General features: G+C 66.8%; 14 protein-coding genes. 7 read left to right on the forward strand and 7 right to left on the reverse strand.

Annotated elements, in window-relative coordinates:
- Window positions 1-8: 8 nt before the first annotated feature.
- The 4 genes from C8D03_RS07215 to C8D03_RS07230 form a co-directional block, all read right to left on the reverse strand.
- Window positions 9-1718 (reverse strand): dipeptide ABC transporter ATP-binding protein, encoded by a 1710-nt coding sequence (locus C8D03_RS07215; RefSeq protein WP_108045657.1) that lies wholly within the window; start codon window positions 1716-1718, stop codon window positions 9-11.
- Between the two features lie 130 nt (window positions 1719-1848).
- Window positions 1849-2745 carry an ABC transporter permease gene (locus C8D03_RS07220; protein ID WP_108045658.1) on the reverse strand — a complete coding sequence of 299 codons (897 nt, stop codon included), beginning with the start codon at window positions 2743-2745 and terminating at the stop codon, window positions 1849-1851.
- Window positions 2742-3716 (reverse strand): ABC transporter permease, encoded by a 975-nt coding sequence (locus C8D03_RS07225; RefSeq protein ID WP_108045659.1) that lies wholly within the window; start codon window positions 3714-3716, stop codon window positions 2742-2744. Before C8D03_RS07225 ends, C8D03_RS07220 begins: the two co-directional genes overlap by 4 nt.
- A 19-nt stretch (window positions 3717-3735) precedes the next feature.
- A complete protein-coding gene (locus C8D03_RS07230; protein WP_108045660.1) occupies window positions 3736-4437 on the reverse strand; it encodes a creatininase family protein in 702 nt (233 codons plus the stop codon).
- Between the two features lie 218 nt (window positions 4438-4655).
- Between C8D03_RS07230 and C8D03_RS07235 the strand changes: the two genes are divergently transcribed.
- The 5 genes from C8D03_RS07235 (at window position 4656) to C8D03_RS07255 (ending at window position 9863) form a co-directional block, all read left to right on the forward strand.
- Window positions 4656-5207: a MarR family winged helix-turn-helix transcriptional regulator gene (locus C8D03_RS07235; protein ID WP_181300755.1), complete on the forward strand. Its 552-nt coding sequence runs from the start codon at window positions 4656-4658 to the stop codon at window positions 5205-5207.
- Window positions 5204-6796, forward strand: a complete 1593-nt coding sequence (locus C8D03_RS07240) for an ABC transporter substrate-binding protein (protein ID WP_108045662.1) — start codon at window positions 5204-5206, stop codon at window positions 6794-6796. Before C8D03_RS07235 ends, C8D03_RS07240 begins: the two co-directional genes overlap by 4 nt.
- A gap of 163 nt (window positions 6797-6959) precedes the next feature.
- Window positions 6960-7907, forward strand: coding sequence for an isoaspartyl peptidase/L-asparaginase family protein (locus C8D03_RS07245; RefSeq protein WP_108045663.1), 948 nt, complete (start codon window positions 6960-6962; stop codon window positions 7905-7907).
- A 187-nt stretch (window positions 7908-8094) separates the two neighbouring features.
- A complete protein-coding gene (locus C8D03_RS07250; protein WP_108045664.1) occupies window positions 8095-9135 on the forward strand; it encodes a ketopantoate reductase family protein in 1041 nt (346 codons plus the stop codon).
- Window positions 9108-9863: an SDR family NAD(P)-dependent oxidoreductase gene (locus tag C8D03_RS07255; protein WP_108045665.1), complete on the forward strand. Its 756-nt coding sequence runs from the start codon at window positions 9108-9110 to the stop codon at window positions 9861-9863. The genes C8D03_RS07250 and C8D03_RS07255 overlap by 28 nt, the downstream gene beginning before the upstream one ends.
- Before the next feature lie 9 nt (window positions 9864-9872).
- Here the strand turns inward: C8D03_RS07255 and C8D03_RS07260 are convergent, their stop codons facing one another.
- The 3 genes from C8D03_RS07260 to C8D03_RS07275 all read right to left on the reverse strand — a co-directional run bounded on the left by C8D03_RS07260 (window position 9873) and on the right by C8D03_RS07275 (window position 14312).
- Window positions 9873-11912 (reverse strand): NAD(+) synthase, encoded by a 2040-nt coding sequence (locus tag C8D03_RS07260; RefSeq protein ID WP_108045666.1) that lies wholly within the window; start codon window positions 11910-11912, stop codon window positions 9873-9875.
- 189 nt (window positions 11913-12101) lie between these two features.
- Entirely contained in the window at window positions 12102-13124 is a 1023-nt protein-coding gene (mgrA, locus tag C8D03_RS07265) for an L-glyceraldehyde 3-phosphate reductase (protein ID WP_108045667.1), read from the reverse strand.
- Between the two features lie 567 nt (window positions 13125-13691).
- A complete protein-coding gene (locus C8D03_RS07275) occupies window positions 13692-14312 on the reverse strand; it encodes an HAD family hydrolase (protein ID WP_108045669.1) in 621 nt (206 codons plus the stop codon).
- 125 nt (window positions 14313-14437) lie between these two features.
- On the opposite strand from C8D03_RS07275, the gene C8D03_RS07280 reads away from it, so the two are divergent.
- The gene (locus C8D03_RS07280; RefSeq protein ID WP_210203902.1) at window positions 14438-15340 is read left to right on the forward strand and encodes a protein-methionine-sulfoxide reductase heme-binding subunit MsrQ; all 903 of its coding nucleotides are present in this window, start codon (window positions 14438-14440) and stop codon (window positions 15338-15340) included.
- Between the two features lie 165 nt (window positions 15341-15505).
- Window positions 15506-17227, forward strand: a complete 1722-nt coding sequence (locus tag C8D03_RS07285) for an MFS transporter (protein WP_108045671.1) — start codon at window positions 15506-15508, stop codon at window positions 17225-17227.
- Window positions 17228-17281: the final 54 nt, after the last annotated feature.

Here is a 17281-nt window from a genome sequence, read left to right on the forward strand (position 1 = left end):
ACGCAGCGCTACGACGCAGCCACCGGCAGCACCGGCACCGCTGCCAGCAGCCGCTTGGTGTAGGCGTCGCGGGGGTTGTCGTAGACCTCGCCGGCAAGTCCGCTCTCGACGATGCGGCCGCGATGCATGATCGCGACGCGGTCGCAAAGATGGCGCACCACCGAGAGGTCGTGGGAGATGAAGAGCAGCGTCAGGCCAAGCTCCTGCCGCAGACGGATCAGCAGGTTGATGATCTGGGCCTGGATCGAGACGTCGAGCGAGGCGACCGGCTCGTCGCAGACCACGACATCGGGCTGCATGGCGAGCGCGCGGGCAATCGCGACGCGCTGGCGCTGGCCACCGGAGAACTGGTGCGGGTAGCGCCCGGCGAAGGCCGGATCGAGCCCGACCGCAGCAAGCCATTGCGCGACGTAGCCGCCTGCCTCGGCGCGGCTGACGAGGCCATGGGCGAGCGGGCCTTCGGCGATGCTGTCGCCGATGCGCATGCGCGGGTTGAGCGACGCGAAGGGGTCCTGGAAGATCGTCTGGATGCGCGTGGTGATCTTTCGGGGGCGATCGTCCTCGCTCATGACGCGTTCGCCATCGAGCAGGACCTTACCGCTGTCGGGCGCGTAGATGCCGGCGACCATGCGACCGAGCGTCGACTTGCCGCTGCCGGATTCGCCGACCAGCCCAAGCGCCTCGCCGCGCGACAGGGACAAGCTGACCGCATCGACCGCCTGCACCAGCGGCGACGGCCGGGCCAGCCCAAGTTTCTGAGCCAGCAGATGCAGCACGCCCGACTTGCGCTGGAAGCGCTTGCCGACGCCATCGATAACGACATAGGGCGTGTCGGCGCTGCGCCGGCCCGATTCCGCCTGACGCGGCAGGCGCGGCGGCGGCGCGGCATCGGTGCCAGCGCCGCGCGCCAGCAAGGCGCCGGGTTTCGCCCGCGAGGGCAACGCATCGAGCAGTCCCTGGGTGTAGGGATGCTGCGGCTTCGTCAGCACGTCGAGCACCGGGCCGGCCTCGACGATCTTGCCGTAGCGCATGACGCAGACATGATCGGCAATCGAGGCGACGGTGGCGAGGTCGTGGCTGATCCAGATCAGGGCCGTGCCGAGTTCGGCCACGAGTTCCTTCATCTCGGCCAGGATCTCGGCCTGGATTGAGACGTCGAGGGCCGTGGTTGGCTCGTCGCAGATGATCAGCTTGGGCCGGTGCAGCAGCGCGATGGCGATGGCGACGCGCTGGCGCATGCCGCCGGAAAACTGGTGCGGGTAGAAATCGATCTTGGTCTCGGGCTCGGGGATGCGGACCTGTGCCAGCGCCGCGATCGCCCGCTGCCGCCGCTCGGCGCTCGTGACACTCTCATGAGCTTCCAGCGCCAGGCCGATCTGCGCGCCGATGGTCAGCATCGGGTTCAGCGTCATCATCGGGTCCTGGAAGACCATCGAGATGCTTTTGCCCCGAATGGCACGCAGCTCGGCCGGCGGCAGGCCAACGAGTTCGCGGCCTTCCAGCTTCACAGTGCCGGATTCGATCCGGCCGGGCGGGTCGATCAAGCCGATGATCGAAAAGCCGGTGATGCTCTTGCCCGAGCCGGATTCGCCGACGAGACCCATGACCTCGCCGCGCTTGAGGCTGAAGGAGACGCCGTCAACCGCCTTCACCACGCCGGCACGGGCATGGAAATGCGTCGCGAGGTCGGTGACTTCAAGGAGGGGGGCGTCGGTCATGATCGGTCGCCCCCGCCGTCATGCCCGGCCTTGTCCCGAGCATCCACGTCTTGACCACCGCCCTCGCCGAAGGAAGGCGTGGATGGCCGGGACAAGCCCGACCATGACGGGAAGGGTCCGCGCCCGGCGCTCATCGCTTCAGCCTCGGATTGACCTGATCGCGGATGCGGTCGCCGACGAGGTTGATCGCGACGATCAGCATAATCAGCGCAAGGCCGGGATAGATCGAGATCCAGTAGCGGCCCGAGAGCATGTACTGGAAGCCGTTGGCGATCAGCATGCCGAGCGAGGGCTCCGTGACGGGTAGCCCGACGCCGAGGAAGGACAGGGTCGCCTCGAGCGCAATGGCGCTCGCCACCTGCACCGTCGCGACCACGATCAGCGGCGGCAGGCAGTTCGGGAAGATGTGCTTCAGAACCACGCGCCAGGCCGGCAGCGGCGTCGAAAGCACGGCCTCGACATAGTCCTTGCCGCGCTCGGCCGAGGCCGCGCCATGGGCTGTGCGGGCGAAATAGGCGTATTGGGCGGCTGCCAGCGCGGCGATCAACTGGACCTTGCCCTGACCGAGCAAGGCCGAGAGCACGAGCGCGAGCAGGATCGCCGGAAAGGCAAGCTGAAGATCGATGACGCGCATGATGAAGGCTTCCCAGCGACCGCCGATATAGGCCGCGCCGACCCCGAGCGTCACGCCGACGATGAAGGCGAGCGAACCGGCGATCAGCCCCATCTGGAGCGAGATGCGCAAGCCGTAGAGGATCGCCGAGAACAGGTCCCGCCCCTGCGCGTCGGTGCCGAGGATATGGGTGTAACCGGCCGTGCCGACATAACCCGGCGGGCGGCGGGCATCCATCAGGACGAGGTTGGCAAGATCATAGGGGTTCTGCGGCGCGACCAGCGGCGCGAAGATGGCGACGCCGAGCATCAGCACGACGACGGCGAGCGCAGCGACCGCGACTTTGCTTTCGCGGAATTCGGCCCAGAAGCGCGCGGCGGGCGAAATTTCTCTGACGGAGGATGGCTGGCTCATCGCGAGCCCGCCCGGCGCAAGCGTGGATCGAGCCCGACATAGGCGAGATCGACGAGGAAATTGATCGTGATGAAGACGAAGGAGACCAGCATCAGATAGGCCACCATCACCGGCCGGTCGAGCGAGGTGATCGAGTCGATGATCAGCTTGCCGATGCCAGGCCAGGAGAAGATCGTCTCGGTGACGACGGCGAAGGCGAGCGTCGAGGCGAATTCGAGCCCGAAGACCGTGACGAGCGGGATCGCGATCAGCCGCAGCACATGCCGGCGCAGCACCGTCCACTCGGAGAGGCCGGCGGCGCGGGCAAATTTCACAGTGTCCGACAGCATCGCCTCCCGGGTGCCGGCCCGTGCTAGCCGCGTCATCAAGGCCAGCTTGAAGAAGGCGAGGTTCGCCGCCGGCAGCAGCAGGTGGCTGAGGCCGTTGGCGGTGAGAAAGCTCCATTCGACGCCGAAGATCGCGACCGTCGCGCCACGCCCGCCGGCCGGCAGCCATTGCAGCTCGACGGCGAAGGCGATGATCAGCACGAGGCCGATCCAGAAGGTCGGCACCGAGAAGCCGAGGATTGAGATCGTCATGATCGCCTTGGCGGCAAGGCCGTCCGGCCGGTAGCCGGCATAGATGCCGGCGGGGATGCCGATCAGCGCCGCGCCGCAGACCGCAGCCAGCGTCAGCTCCAGCGTCGCCGGCAGCCGCGACAGGATCAGGTCCAGCACCGGCATGCCGAAAACGAAGGAACGGCCGAAATCGCCGTGAAGGATACGGCCGAGAAAGGTGAAATACTGGCGCCAGAGCGGCTGGTCGAGCCCGTAGCGCGCGATCGTATCGAGCCGGATGTCCTGGCTGACATCCGGGCCGATCAGCACGTCGATCGGGTTGCCGATGGCGTAGACGCCGACAAAGACCAGCGCCGACATGACCAGCATGACGACGAGCGCCTGCCCCAGCCTGCCGAGGATGTGGCCTAGCATCGCGGCCGCCCCGGCACCCTCACGGCCAGTTCTCCGTCATCGCGGCGCGCGTTTCCTCGACGCCGACCTGCCAGAGGCTGAGCATCTCGTTGTCGGAGCGCTCGTAACGGCCGTGAAAATTGCCGTCGCCGAGGATTTCGCGCCGTTTGGCCGGAGGCGAGGCCTGGTAAAGCGGCGCGTTGAAGGGCGGTTTGGCCGCGTCGGGCATCGTGATGCCCTCCAGCCGCGTCCAGGGGAAATTCTCCATCCAGGAGGCATGGGAGGCCGCCGGATCGACCGCCTGAACTGCCGCCTGGAAGCCGGGCCCGGCCCACCAATTGTGCAGCCGAACGCTGGCATCGCTGCGCCTGCCCATCCATTCGGTCGCGAGTGTCATGACCGGCGAATTGCCACCATGACCGTTGACCAGCACGATGCGGCGGAAGCCCGAGCGATAGAACGCCTCGAGCATATCCTCCATCACGGCGACGTAGGTGCTCATGCGGAGCGAGATCGTGCCGGGATAAGCCGCGAAGCTCGGCGTCATGCCATAGGCCAGCACCGGAAAGACCGGCAAGCCGAGCGGCCCGGCCGCATCGTTCGCGACCTTCTCGGCCAGGATCGCATCGGTCGCGAGGCTGAGATAGGCGTGCTGCTCGACGCAGCCCAGCGGCAGGACGCAGCGGTCGTCGCGCTTCGCCTGCGCCTCGATCTGCATCCAGTTCATCTCGGCGACGCGCACGGCCTGATCCTTGCTTGAAATAATTCGGCTTTCGGGACGGACGGCATCACGGGCTCCGCCTCGCCGATGCGGCGCCCGCTCAATCGCGGCGCCATCGGCAGAAACGGTTTGCGGGACCGCCAAGGCTCCATCATCCTCAACCCCTGCATCCTTGACTCTGGCCTTGGACAGCGTCAAGTTCCATTTGGAACTAAATGATGAGCAGGGAGGGCTTGGGCATGCGGCGCGCGCCGACCGCCCTTTCGAAGGTCGACCGCAAGCGCGAGCTCGCGCTGCGCGACCTCGACCCGCTGACCGTCACCAAGCTGTGGGATAATCCCTGCTGGTTGTCCTTCCGGCTGAATTTCATCGCCTTCCGGTTCAACGACCCGGTCTATCGCTGGATCGAGACGCGCTATGGGCTGGTCCGCCCCGAATTCGTCGCGCTCTATGCCGTCGGCCTGAAAGACGGGGTCGCCGCGAAGAACATCGTCGCCTCGTCCGGGCTGCCGAAGAACACGCTCAGCCGCTCGATCCAGAGGCTGCTGCAGCGGCGGCTGCTGCGGCGCGAGACCGACCGCGACGATCTGCGCAGCTTCGTCTTGTACCTGACGGCGCCCGGCCGCGCGATCTTCGAGGAAACCATGCCGCTGATGGTGCAGCAGCAGACGGCTCTGCTGTCGGCCCTCAGCGACGCCGAACAGCGCCAGCTCTGCGAACTGATGGACAAGCTGGTCATCGCATCTCCGACCTGGCCGACCGATCTCGAAAAAGAGGGAACTGCATCATGACAACCACCCGGATCGCCCGCATCGCCAGCCTGGCCCTGCTGCTGGGAGCCTCCGTCTCGACGGCGGCGCTCGCCCAGAACCTGACCATCGGCGTGCGCGCCGGGCCGGATTCGATCGACCCGCATTTCACCGCGACCGGCACCCATGCCGAGGCGCTGAAGCATGTCTTCGACACGCTGACCTGGTCGGGCGACAAGCTGCAGATCGAGCCGCGCCTCGCCACGAGCTGGAAGGCGATCGCCCCCGATGTCTGGGAGTTCAAGCTGCGCTCCGGCGTCAAGTTCCATGACGGCTCGGACTTCACCGCCGAGGACGTCAAGTTCTCGATCGAGCGCATCCCGGTCGTCTCCGGCCCCAACCCGACGACGATCTATGTCCGCCGCGTCAAGGAGGTGAAGATCGTCGATCCGCTGACGGTCCATATCGTCACCGACGGCCCGGCTCCGAACCTGCCGAACGACTTCATCCGCCTGTTCATCGTCTCGGCCAAGGCCGCCGCCGGCCTGACCAAGGACAATGCCAACGAGACCTTCAATTCGGGCAAGGCCGCGATCGGCACCGGCCCCTACAAGTTCGTCTCCTGGACGCCGAAGGACCAGCTCGTGCTCGACCGCTTCGACGGCTATTGGGGCCCCAAGGAGCCCTGGGCCAAGGTCGTCCGCAAGGAACTGCCGAACGACGCCGCCCGCGTCGCGCAGCTCAAGGCCGGCCAGGTCGACATCATCGTGCGCGCGCCGTCCTCCGACGTCGCGACGCTGAAGCGCGACCCGAAGCTGACGGTCGCGACGATCGACACTGTCTACGTCTTCAACATGGAGATCGACATGCGGGACAAGTCCCCGCAGGTCAGCGCCAAGGACGGCTCTCCCTTGGCCAAGAACCCGCTGCAGGACCCGAAGGTGCGCGAGGCGATCGACCTCGCCATCGACCGCCCCGCGCTGGTCGAGATCGCGATGGAAGGCCTCGGCGCGCCAGTCAACCAGCTCGTTACCTCGAGCATCGCCGGCTTCAACACGAGCCTGCCGCCGCTCAAGGTCGATATCGCCCGGGCCAAGAAGCTGCTCGAGGAGGCCGGCTACCCCAACGGCTTCAAGACGACCTTCTCCTTCACCAATGACCGCCTGCCCGGCGACCGCCAGGTCGGCACCTCCGTCGCACAGATGCTGGCGCGGATCGGCCTCGACGTGACCGCCAACGCCCAGACTGCAGCCGTATTCTTCCCGGCCCGCACCCGTGCCGAATATTCGCTCGCGATGTCGGGCTGGGGCACGCTGACGGGCGAGGCCAACTACACGCTGTCCTCGGTTGTCCACTCCAACGATCCAGCCAAGAAGCTCGGCGCCTTCAACGTGCTCGGCTACAAGAACGCCGAACTCGACAAGCTGATCGAGGACGCGGCGATCGAACTCGACGAAACCAAGCGCAACAAATTCCTCTCCGACGCCAACGCGATCGTCGCCAAGGATCGCCCGCGCCTGCCGATCGTCGCAGTCGGCTCGGCCTGGGCGATGCAGAAGGACAAGGTCACGATCGCGCCGCGCGTCGACGAGGATACGCTGGCAATGGACATCAAGCCCGCGAAGAAGTGAGGCGACCTAGCCTTCTTCCTTCTCTCCTCGGGGGAGAAGGTGGCAGCGCGAAGCGCTGACGGATGAGGGACGTCTTGCGCCGTCCCGCTTCCTTCCCTCATCCGTCTGCTCCGCAGACACCTTCTCCCCCGAGGGGAGAAGGGACAACGCCAAGGCTCTACCGATGACCATCGCTCTCGCCATCCATGGTGGCTGCGGCACATTGCCCAAATCCGAGATGACCGAGGCCGAATGGGCCGGAGCCCGGGCCGATCTCGCCGCTTCGCTCCGTGCGGGCTGGGCGATCCTCGCCAAGGGCGGGGCGGCCGTCGATGCGGTCGAGGCCGCGGTGCGGGTGATGGAGGATTCAGCCCATTTCAACGCCGGCCATGGCGCCGCCTTCAATGCCGAGGGCGAGCACGAACTCGACGCCTCGATCATGGACGGCGCGACCCTGGCGGCCGGCGCTCTCGCCGGCGTCAAGCGCATCCGCAATCCCGTGAGCGCCGCCAAGGCCCTGATGCTGCGCGGCGATCCGCTGCTGCTGGCGGGCCCGGCCGGCGACACCTTCGCCGCCCATGAAGGGCTCGACATCGTCGAGAATTCGTATTTCTCGACGGAGCGTCGGCGAGCGAACCTGTCTGCGATGAAGATCCGGGAACTGGTCGGCACCGCCTCTCAGGCAAGCGAGGCGGAAAAGCACGGCACGGTGGGTGCGGTCGCCCTCGATGCGCAGGGCCATCTCGCAGCCGCGACCTCGACCGGCGGCTACACCAACAAGCCGGTCGGGCGCGTCGGCGATTCCCCGATCATCGGCGCCGGCACCTATGCCCGCGACGGGCGCTGCGCCGTGTCCGGCACCGGCAAGGGCGAGTACTTCATCCGCTACTGCGTCGGCCACGAACTGGCATCGCTCATCGCCTATAAGGGCCTCGCACTGGCCGAGGCGAGCTGCACGGTTCTGGGCGAGCTCACCGCCCACAAGATCGGCGCCGGACTGGTCGCGATCGATGCCGACGGCACCATCGTCGCGCCCTACAACACCGATGGCATGTATCGCGGCTGGGTGACGCCGGACGGGCTCATCCATGTCGCGACTCATGGCGAGATCGAGATCGCGGGGCAGGCATGATGCGGCGCAGCTATTGGCGCAAGCTTTCTCCCTCCCCCCGTTTGCGGTGGGGAGGGCCGGGGTGGGGGGCCGCAAAGACAGAGCTACACCTTGCATCGTCTCGCCAAGCGGGACTGCCCCCCATCCCTGACCCTTCCCTACCGCAAGCGGGGGGAAGGGAACCCGTCGACGCTTCCGGAGCCAATCCATGACCGACGAACCCATCCTGATCTGGGGCGCCGGCGCGATCGGCGGTACGCTCGGCGCCTATTGGGCGCGGGCGGGCATCCCCGTGCTGCTCGTCGACATCGTGCCCGAGCATGTCGCGGCCTGCCGCACGACCGGCCTTGCGATCACCGGGCCGATCGAGAACTTCAGGCAAATCATTCCGGCAGTGACGCCAGACGAACTGACCGGGACCTACAACTGCATCGTGCTGGCGGTGAAGGCCGGCGCGACCGACGCCGCGACGGCGGCTCTCGCGCCCCATCTCGCCCCCGACGGATTCGTGCTCTCGGCCCAGAACGGTCTCAACGAGATCGCCATCGCCGCGCAGATCGGCGCGGAACGGACGATGGGCAGCTTCGTCAATTTCGGCGCCGACTGGCATGGGCCGGGCGAAATCCTCTACGGCAATGCCGGGGCCGTCGTCGTCGGCGAGATCGACGGCCAGATCACCCCGCGCGCGATCGCGATGCACAAGCTGCTGCTCACCTTCGAGCCGGCCTCGATCCTGACGACCAATATCTGGGGCTATCTCTGGGGCAAGCTTTCCTATGGCGCGATGCTGTTTGGCACTGCGCTGACGGGCGATTCGATGTCGGCCAATTTCGCCGATCCGGAGCGGCTCGTGGTCTGGCTGGCGCTCGGGCAGGAGGTCGCGGCCGTGGCGGCAGCGCGCGGCGTCTCGACACTGGGTTTCGGCGAGTTCGACCCGATGGTGTTCGCGCCGGACCAGCCGGAATATCCGCAGATCGAGACCATCGCCTGGCTTGCCGACTACACCTCGAAGACCGCCAAGACGCATTCCGGCATCTGGCGCGACCTCGCCGTGCGCAAGCGCAAGACCGAGGTCGATCAGCAGATCGGCATCATCGCCGCGCTAGGCCGCGAGGCGGGCGTCCCGACACCCGCGATCGAGACGCTGGTCACCCTGATCCACGACATCGAGGACGGCCGGCGGCCACAATCCTTCGACACCCTGAAAGTGCTGATCGACCGATGCAGATCCGTTTTGACAACCGCGTAGCCCTCGTCACCGGCGCGGCGCAGGGCATCGGCCGCGCCATTGCGACCGCCCTGGTCGAGGCCGGTGCCACCGTCCATCTCGCCGATATCGACGCGGACGGCGTCGCGGCGACCGCTGTCGAGATCGGGGCGACCCCTCATGTCGTCGATCTCGGCTCGGCCGAGGCCGCATCCACGCTGATCGACACGATCGTCGCGCAGAGCGGCGCGCTGGAGCTTCTCGTCCATGCGGCCGGCGGCGTGCGCGGGCAGGTCGGGCGGCCGATCGAGGCGATCTCGGAGGCCGACTGGCGCGTGATTTTCGCCGCCAATGTCGATGCCGCCTTCTTCCTGGCGCAGGCGGCCGCACCGGCGATGAAACGCACGGGGCATGGCCGGATCGTCACGATCTCGTCGGGCGCCGGCCTGCGCCCCAGCCTGACCGGCATTCAGGCCTATTCGTCGGCGAAACACGCACTGGTCGGGCTGACCAAACAGCTCGCCTGGGAGTTCGGGCCGCATGGCATCACCGTGAATTCGGTGGCGCCCGGCTTCGTGCGCTCCAACCCCGCGACGGAACGGCAGTGGGAGAGCTACGGCCCGGACGGCCAGAAGCGGCTCGTCGAGAGCATCCACACCCGCAGGCTCGGCACACCAGCCGACATCGCAACCGCTGCACTGTTCTTCCTCAGCGAGCAGGCCGGCTGGATCACCGGGCAGGTGCTGTCGGTGGATGGCGGACGGTCCTAGTCGCGTCCATCAATCTGGAATGCGATCGAGATCGGCGAGCCAGGCGGTAGCCGATGCATCGCTCGGCGCGCGCCAGTCGCCGCGCGGCGAGAGCGAGCCGCCGGACGAGACCTTCGGGCCGTTGGGCACGGCCGAGCGCTTGAACTGGCTCGTCTCGAAGAAGCGCCGGACGAAGACGCGCAGCCATTTCTTGATCGTGGCCAGATCGTAGGCGACCTGCTTGGCAGCTTCCATATGCGGTGGCCAGTCGCCGCGCGCCGCATCCACCCAGGCATGCCGGGAGAGGAAGGCCACCTTGCTCGGCTTGAAGCCATAGCGCGTGACGTAGAACAGGTTGAAGTCCTGCAGCGCATAGGGGCCGACGAAATCCTCGGTCTTCTGGCTTGGCCCCTCGCCATCCCCCGGCACCAGCTCGGGCGAGATTTCGGTCGCCAGGATGTCCTCCATCGCCGCCGAGGCGTCCGGCCCGAAGCGGTCCGACTGCGCGACCCAGCGGATCAGGTGCTGGATCAGCGTCTTCGAGACCGAGCCGTTGACGTTGTAATGGGACATGTGGTCGCCGACGCCATAGGTGCACCAGCCGAGCGCCAGCTCCGAGAGGTCGCCCGTGCCGAGGACGAGACCGTTATGCCGGTTGGCGAGACGGAACAGCAGCGAGGTGCGCGCACCGGCCTGCACGTTCTCGAAGGTGATGTCGTAGACCGGCTTCCCCTCGGCAAAGGGGTGGCCGATGTCGACGAGCATCTGCCGGCAGGCCGGCGTCATGTCGATCTCGGCCGCCGTGACGCCCAGCGCCCGCATCAGCCGCCAGGCATTGGTCTTGGTTCCGGCGCTGGTGGCGAAGGCCGGCAATGTGTAGGCGAGGATGTTCTCGCGGGGCAGGCCGAGCGCATCGACCGTATCGGCCGCGACCAGCAAGGCTTGCGTCGAATCGAGCCCGCCCGAAACGCCGATGACGATCTTGTCGACGCGAGTGCTCTCCAGGCGCTTGCGCAGGCCGTGCGACTGGATGTTGTAGGCCTCGAAGCACAGCTCGTTCAGCCTTGCATCGTCGCTCGGCACGAAGGGGAAACGCTCGACCTCGCGCATCAGGCCGAGATCGTTGTCGCGATCAGGCTCGAGCGCGAAGGAAATCCGGCGGAAATCGAGCCTGTCGCGCAAGGCATCGGCATTGTCGCCGAAGGTGTTCATGCGGATCCGGTCGAGTGCCAGCCGCTCCAGATCGATATCGGCGAGGATGAGTTGCGGCTCTGGCGCAAAGCGCTCGGCCTCCGCCAGCAAGGCACCGTTCTCGTAGATCATCGCCTGCCCGTCCCAGGCGAGATCGGTGGTCGATTCCCCCGTTCCGGCCGCCGAATAGGCATAGGCCGCGATGCAGCGGCCGGAATGGGCCTTGCACAGCGTATGGCGCCAGTCCGATTTGCCGATGGTGACGTTGCTGGCGGAGAGGTTCAGCAGGACCGTCGCGCCGGCCAGCGCCGCAAACGAACTCGGCGGCACCGGCATCCAGACGTCCTCGCAGATCTCCATATGGATGGTGAGATCGGGAACGTCGGAAGCAGTCAGCAGGATGTCGGTGCCGAAGGGTACGTCCTGCCCGCAGAGGCTGATCGACGCGATGCCGGCGCGCTCGCCGGAGGCGAACTGGCGTCGCTCGTAGAACTCGCGGTAATTCGGCAGATAGGTCTTGGGGACGACGGCCAGGATGCGGCCGCGATGGATCGCAACGGCGCAATTGAACAGCCGTCCCTCGATGCGCACCGGCGCACCGACCACGGCGACGGCGCGCAGGCTGCGGCTCTCCTCGACCAGCACCCCAAGCGCAGCCAGCACGGCATCGAGCAGAGCGCCCTGCAGCAGCAGGTCGTCGATCGCATAGGCCGAGAGGCCGAGTTCGGGAAACAGCACGATCGAGGCACCGCCTTCGTCCGCACGGCGCAGCAGCGGGATCGTCTCCGCAACGTTGAAGGCGGGATCGGCCACCTTGAGCCGTGGCGCGGCGCACGCCAGGCGAACGAAGCCGTGAGTATGGATGTTGGAGAAGGTCATCGCCGATCCGTATCGTCACGCACAAAGCGCGGCCCAGCGCTTATCGCGCGGAAAACGCAGGGCGGGCAAGGATTGAGCTCGGCCGACCTGGCCCGGCCCAACCGCCGGCCACCACCTCTGCCTCGTCTTGCTCTGCCTTAGTCCGCCCTGGCTTGCTCTGCCTGGCTTGCTCTGCCCGCGCCTGCCTCGTCAGCGCTCAGCGGAAGCAGCCCAGATGTTCACTCCGCCCTCGCCGGCGTGCTTGTCGATGAACTCCAGCTCCTCGACGCTGAAATCGGGCCGCTTCAGCGCGGCGACGCAGTCCTCGACCTGCTCGGGCCGGCTCGCCCCGATCAGCGCCGTGGTGACCCGGCCACCACGCAGGACCCAGGCAATCGCCATCTGGGCGAGGCTCTGGCCGCGTCCGGCCGCGATCTCGTTGAGGGCAGCGATGCGGCGGAGATTATCGTCGGAGAGGAAGCCGTCGCGGAAGGAGGGCGCCTTGCGAGCCGCGCGGCTGCCGTCCGGGACGCCACCGAGATATTTCGAGGTCAGCATGCCCTGGGCCAGCGGCGAGAACACGATCGAGCCGATGCCTTCCTGATCGAGCGTATCGAGCAGGCCATCCTCCTCGATCCAGCGGTTGATCATCGAATAGCTCGGCTGATGGATCAGGCAGGGCGTGCCGAGGCTGCGCAGGATCGCCGCCGCCTCGCGGGTGCGCTTCGAATTGTAGGAGGACAGCCCGACATAGAGCGCCTTGCCCTGACGAACGGCGGAATCGAGCGCGCCCATCGTCTCTTCCAGCGGCGTGCCGGGGTCGAAGCGGTGTGAATAGAAGATGTCGACATAGTCGAGCTTCATCCGCTTCAGGCTCTGGTCCAGGCTGGAGAGCAGATATTTGCGGCTGCCCCATTCGCCATAAGGACCCGGCCACATCCGGTAGCCGGCCTTGGTCGAGATCACCAGTTCGTCGCGATGCGCCGCGAAATCCTGGCGCAAAATCGTCCCGAACGCCGTCTCGGCCGAACCGGGCGGCGGGCCGTAATTGTTTGCCAGATCGAAATGGGTGATGCCGAGGTCGAAGGCAGTCCGGCAGATGCGGCGACCGACATCGGGAGCGGTCGTCTCGCCGAAATTATGCCAGAGGCCGAGCGAGACGGCCGGAAGCTTGAGCCCGCTGCGGCCGCAGCGGTTATAGGTCATCTGGTCGTATCTGGTTTCGCTGGCCATCGGCTCGTTCCGCTCCCTCGGATCATTGTCCGTGGGCGATCCTAGCCTGCAGCCATGCCCGCCGCACCCGTCATCGCGCGATGCCCGCATCGCGAAAGCGCGCTTGCGTGACTGACGCAACCGTGCCGATCAGACGCAGCGCGTGCCGGCAGCATCTCGGCCTGCTGCGGAGCGCCCATGCCGCCCGCCGGGAGGGCGAGGGCCGGCGTTTCGATCTCGATTTTCGAGTGGCTCTCAAACCCGCTCATTCGACGACGGCGATGCCGCGAAGACAGGACTCCCAGGACGCCGGCGCAGGTATTCTTCAGCGCGCGATGGTTCGCGCCGCCTGCAATTTATCCATCGCTTCCGATACGCACATCTGCTGCTTGATGCGATCCAGACCAACGCGATCGGGGGTCACGATAAGACAATTCCCCCGAGCGTCCCTGAGACACCATTCGGAACCGAGGCGTTCGATTATAATATTTTTGGACATTTTGAAAATTTCCTTCGATCTTATGAAGGATAAACTTTGGCCGATCTCAAATGTTCCGCTCCGCAATACAATGATTCCGGGATCGGATATTATCGCTGTATCGCAGCACCCAATTTGTGAAGCTCAACGCGCAAGTCGATCGGTTCGACGAAATGCACGGCCTTCATGCCGACACCGCGCGCCGCCTCGATATTCTTGGCGCTGTCGTCGACGAAGATGCAGTCGGCCGCCGCCAGGCCGTAGCGCCGCAGCAGGATATGGTAGATTTCCGGATCGGGCTTGATGACGCCTTCATGGGCCGAGACGACGACCCCGTCGAAGCTCTGCAGGAAGGGGAAGCGGATCAGGCATTCGGCCCATTTCTCGCGCGAGAAATTGGTGATGGCGTAGACCTGCTCGCCGCGCGCCTTGAGTTCGGCCAGCACCGCGACGCTGTCCTCAATGATGCCGGGCACCGCCTCGTGCCAACGCTCGTCATAGGCCCTGATCTGGCTTTCCCATTCCGGGTGGCTGGCGACGAGCAGGGCGACCCCTTCTTCCCAGCTTCGGCCGCGATCCTGTTCGATGTTCCAAGCCGCCGTGCAGACGTTCTGCATGAACCAGGCGCGCTTCTCGTCGTCGGGGATCATCTCGCGATACACCCGCTGCGGGTCCCAGCGGATCAGGACATTGCCGACATCGAAGACGACGGTGGGCGGCGTGGCAGGCATGGCTCGTTTCCATCGGCTGAAGGACAGCGGGGCGGCAGGCGCTCACGGCCTTGTGTGTGAGCCCGCGAGACAGAGGCGCGAACTCTCGCGTATCCGGTTGGGGGAATGCAATGATGGAGATCGGCATGCGCCAGTGGTTGAGGAGCCCGTGGTGGCCTTGGCTGGACCGGCAGGGGCGCGTCTCGGGCCTGCGCGCGGCCGCCTTCGGGCTCGTCCTGGTGCCGGCGCTGATGCTCGCCGCCGAGGCCTGGCTGGGGCAGCTCGGCTCGAAGCCCTGGACGCAGGCCGTGCACGACACCGGCACCTGGGCCGTGCGGCTGCTGCTGGTCACGCTCGCCGTCTCGCCGCTGCGGCGCATCCTCGACTGGGGCAAGCTCCTTGGAATCCGGCGGATGCTCGGCCTCTCGGTGCTTGCCTATGCCACCGGACATCTGGTGCTCTACTGCATCGATCTCGCCTTCGACTGGGGGCTGATCCTCTCCGAGGTCGTCAAGCGCTTCTATCTGATCGTCGGCATCACGGCGCTGGCGGGGCTCGTCGCGCTCGGCATGACCTCGACCGACGGCATGATCCGCCGCATGGGCGCGAAGAACTGGCAGCGCCTGCACAACCTCGTCTATCCGATCACGATGCTCGCCCTGCTGCATTTCGCCCTGCAGTCGAAGATCGATGTCACCCAGCCCGTGCTGATGAGCGGGCTCTTCGCATTGCTGATGGCCTATCGCGGGCTCGACCGCTTCAGGATCGCCCCGACGACGCCGGTTCTGGCCGCCACCGCGCTGGCGACGGGGCTCGCCACGGCGCTCTGCGAGACGGCCTGGTATGCCTTCGCGACCGGCGCCTCGGCCTGGCTGGTGTTCCAGGCCAATGCCGACATCGTGGTCTATCAGGACGTCGCATCGCTGCGCCCGGGTCACTGGGTCGCGCTCGTCGGGCTAGGCGTCGCGCTCGGCCGGGCGCTTCGCCGGCCGAAGCCACGACAGGGGCGCCGGATGCAGAGCAGCGCCACGGCGAGCGCCACGCCCTGACACCGACCGGCCCGCGCGGCTATCGCGGTCGGCATGCCTGAGCGCAGGCTCCCTGTATTCGACCCGAATACAACATTCGGGCCGAAGCGATATCGCCTTGTTTTTGCACTGGCTTTCTCGGAAATCAGGTTTCCCCTTTTCCGACCGATGCTCTAACCCTATGGCATGCCTGACGATCCGAATGCCCAGCCGACCGCCGACGTAGCCCAGGCCGAGCTCGCCTCGGAAGGCGTCGCGGCCGCTTCGGATCGCAATTCTCCCTTTGTGCCGCTGCGCCAACCGATTTTCCGTGCCGTCTGGTTCGCCAGCCTGGCCTCGAATTTCGGCGGCCTCGTCCAGATGGTCGGCGCCTCCTGGATGATGACCTCGATCGCAGATTCGCCGGACATGGTCGCGCTGGTCCAGGCGTCGACGACGCTGCCGGTGATGCTATTTTCGCTGGCCGCCGGGGCGATCTCTGACAATTACGACCGGCGGCGCATCATGCTGACGGCGCAGGGCTTCATGCTGGTCGTCTCGATCCTGCTCGCGGTCTCGGCCGGGCTCGACGTGATGACGCCCTGGCTGCTGCTCGCCTTCACCTTCCTGATCGGCTGCGGCACGGCACTGAACAATCCGGCCTGGCAGTCCTCCGTCGGCGACATGGTGCCGCGCCGGGACGTGCCGGCGGCTGTGACGCTGAACAGCGTCGCCTTCAACATCGCCCGCAGCGTCGGACCGGCCATCGGCGGCGCGATCGTCGCGGCGGCGGGCGCGGTCGCCGCCTTCGTCATCAACGCCTTCAGCTATATCGCGCTGATCACGGTGCTGGCACGCTGGCAGCCGCCACGTGTCGAGCGCCTGCTGCCGCGCGAGACTCTGCTGATCGCGATGAGTGCCGGAGTGCGCTATGTCGCGATGTCGCCCAATATCCGCAGCGTCATCCTGCGCTCCTTCGCCTTCGGCTTCGGCGGCATCGTCGCGCTGGCGCTCCTGCCCCTGATCGCGCGCGATCTGGTCAAGGGCGGACCGCTGGTCTTCGGCGTCCTGCTCGGCGCGTTCGGGGCGGGTGCGGTCGTCGGCGCCTTCATGAGCGCGAGGCTGCGCCGGATGCTGACGACCGAGGCGCTGGTGCGCGCGACCTTCGCGGCCTATGCGACCTCGGCCGCGCTCATGGGTGCCAGCACGACGATGTGGCTGACCATGCCGGCTCTCGCGGTCGCCGGAGCCTGCTGGGTGCTGACGCTCTCGACCTTCAACGCGACCGTGCAGCTCTCGGCCCCGCGCTGGGTCGTCGGCCGGGCCCTCGCGATCTACCAGATGGCGGCGTTCGGTGGCATGGCGTCGGGGAGCTGGGCCTGGGGGCAGGCGACGCTGCATTGGGGCGCCGAGCAAGCCCTCATGATCTCCGCCTTCGCCCTGCTGGCGGGCGCGGCGCTTGGGCTGCGCTACGAATTGCCGCCGCTGGAGGCGCTCAACCTCGATCCGCTCAGCCGCTGGCGCGAGCCCAAGGTCGCGGTCGACATCGAGCCACGCAGCGGGCCGGTGATCGTCACGATCGAATGGCTGATCCGCGAGGAGGACGTCGTCGAGTTCCTCAAGGCCATGGCGGAACGCCGGCGTATCCGCCGCCGCGACGGCGCCCGCCACTGGACCCTGCTGCGCGACCTGACCGACCCGGAACTCTGGGTGGAGCGCTATGACAGCCCCACCTGGGTCGAATATGTCCGGCAGGCGCAGCGCGTGACCCAGGCCGACGCCGAAATCAGCGACCGGGTGCGCGCGCTTCACAAAGGCCCGAACCCGCCGGTCGTCCACCGCATGATCGAACGCGAGACCGCGACCCTGCCGCGCGGCCTGCCGATGCAGCACCCGCACCCGCCGGAGCCGACGGGGCACAACGGCTGAGCCGGTCCCTAAGCCGGAGGCAGCAGGTCGTCTGGCAGACGGTCGGGCTCATAG

The organism is Bosea sp. 124, from assembly GCF_003046175.1.
In the GTDB taxonomy this organism is placed as follows: domain Bacteria; phylum Pseudomonadota; class Alphaproteobacteria; order Rhizobiales; family Beijerinckiaceae; genus Allobosea.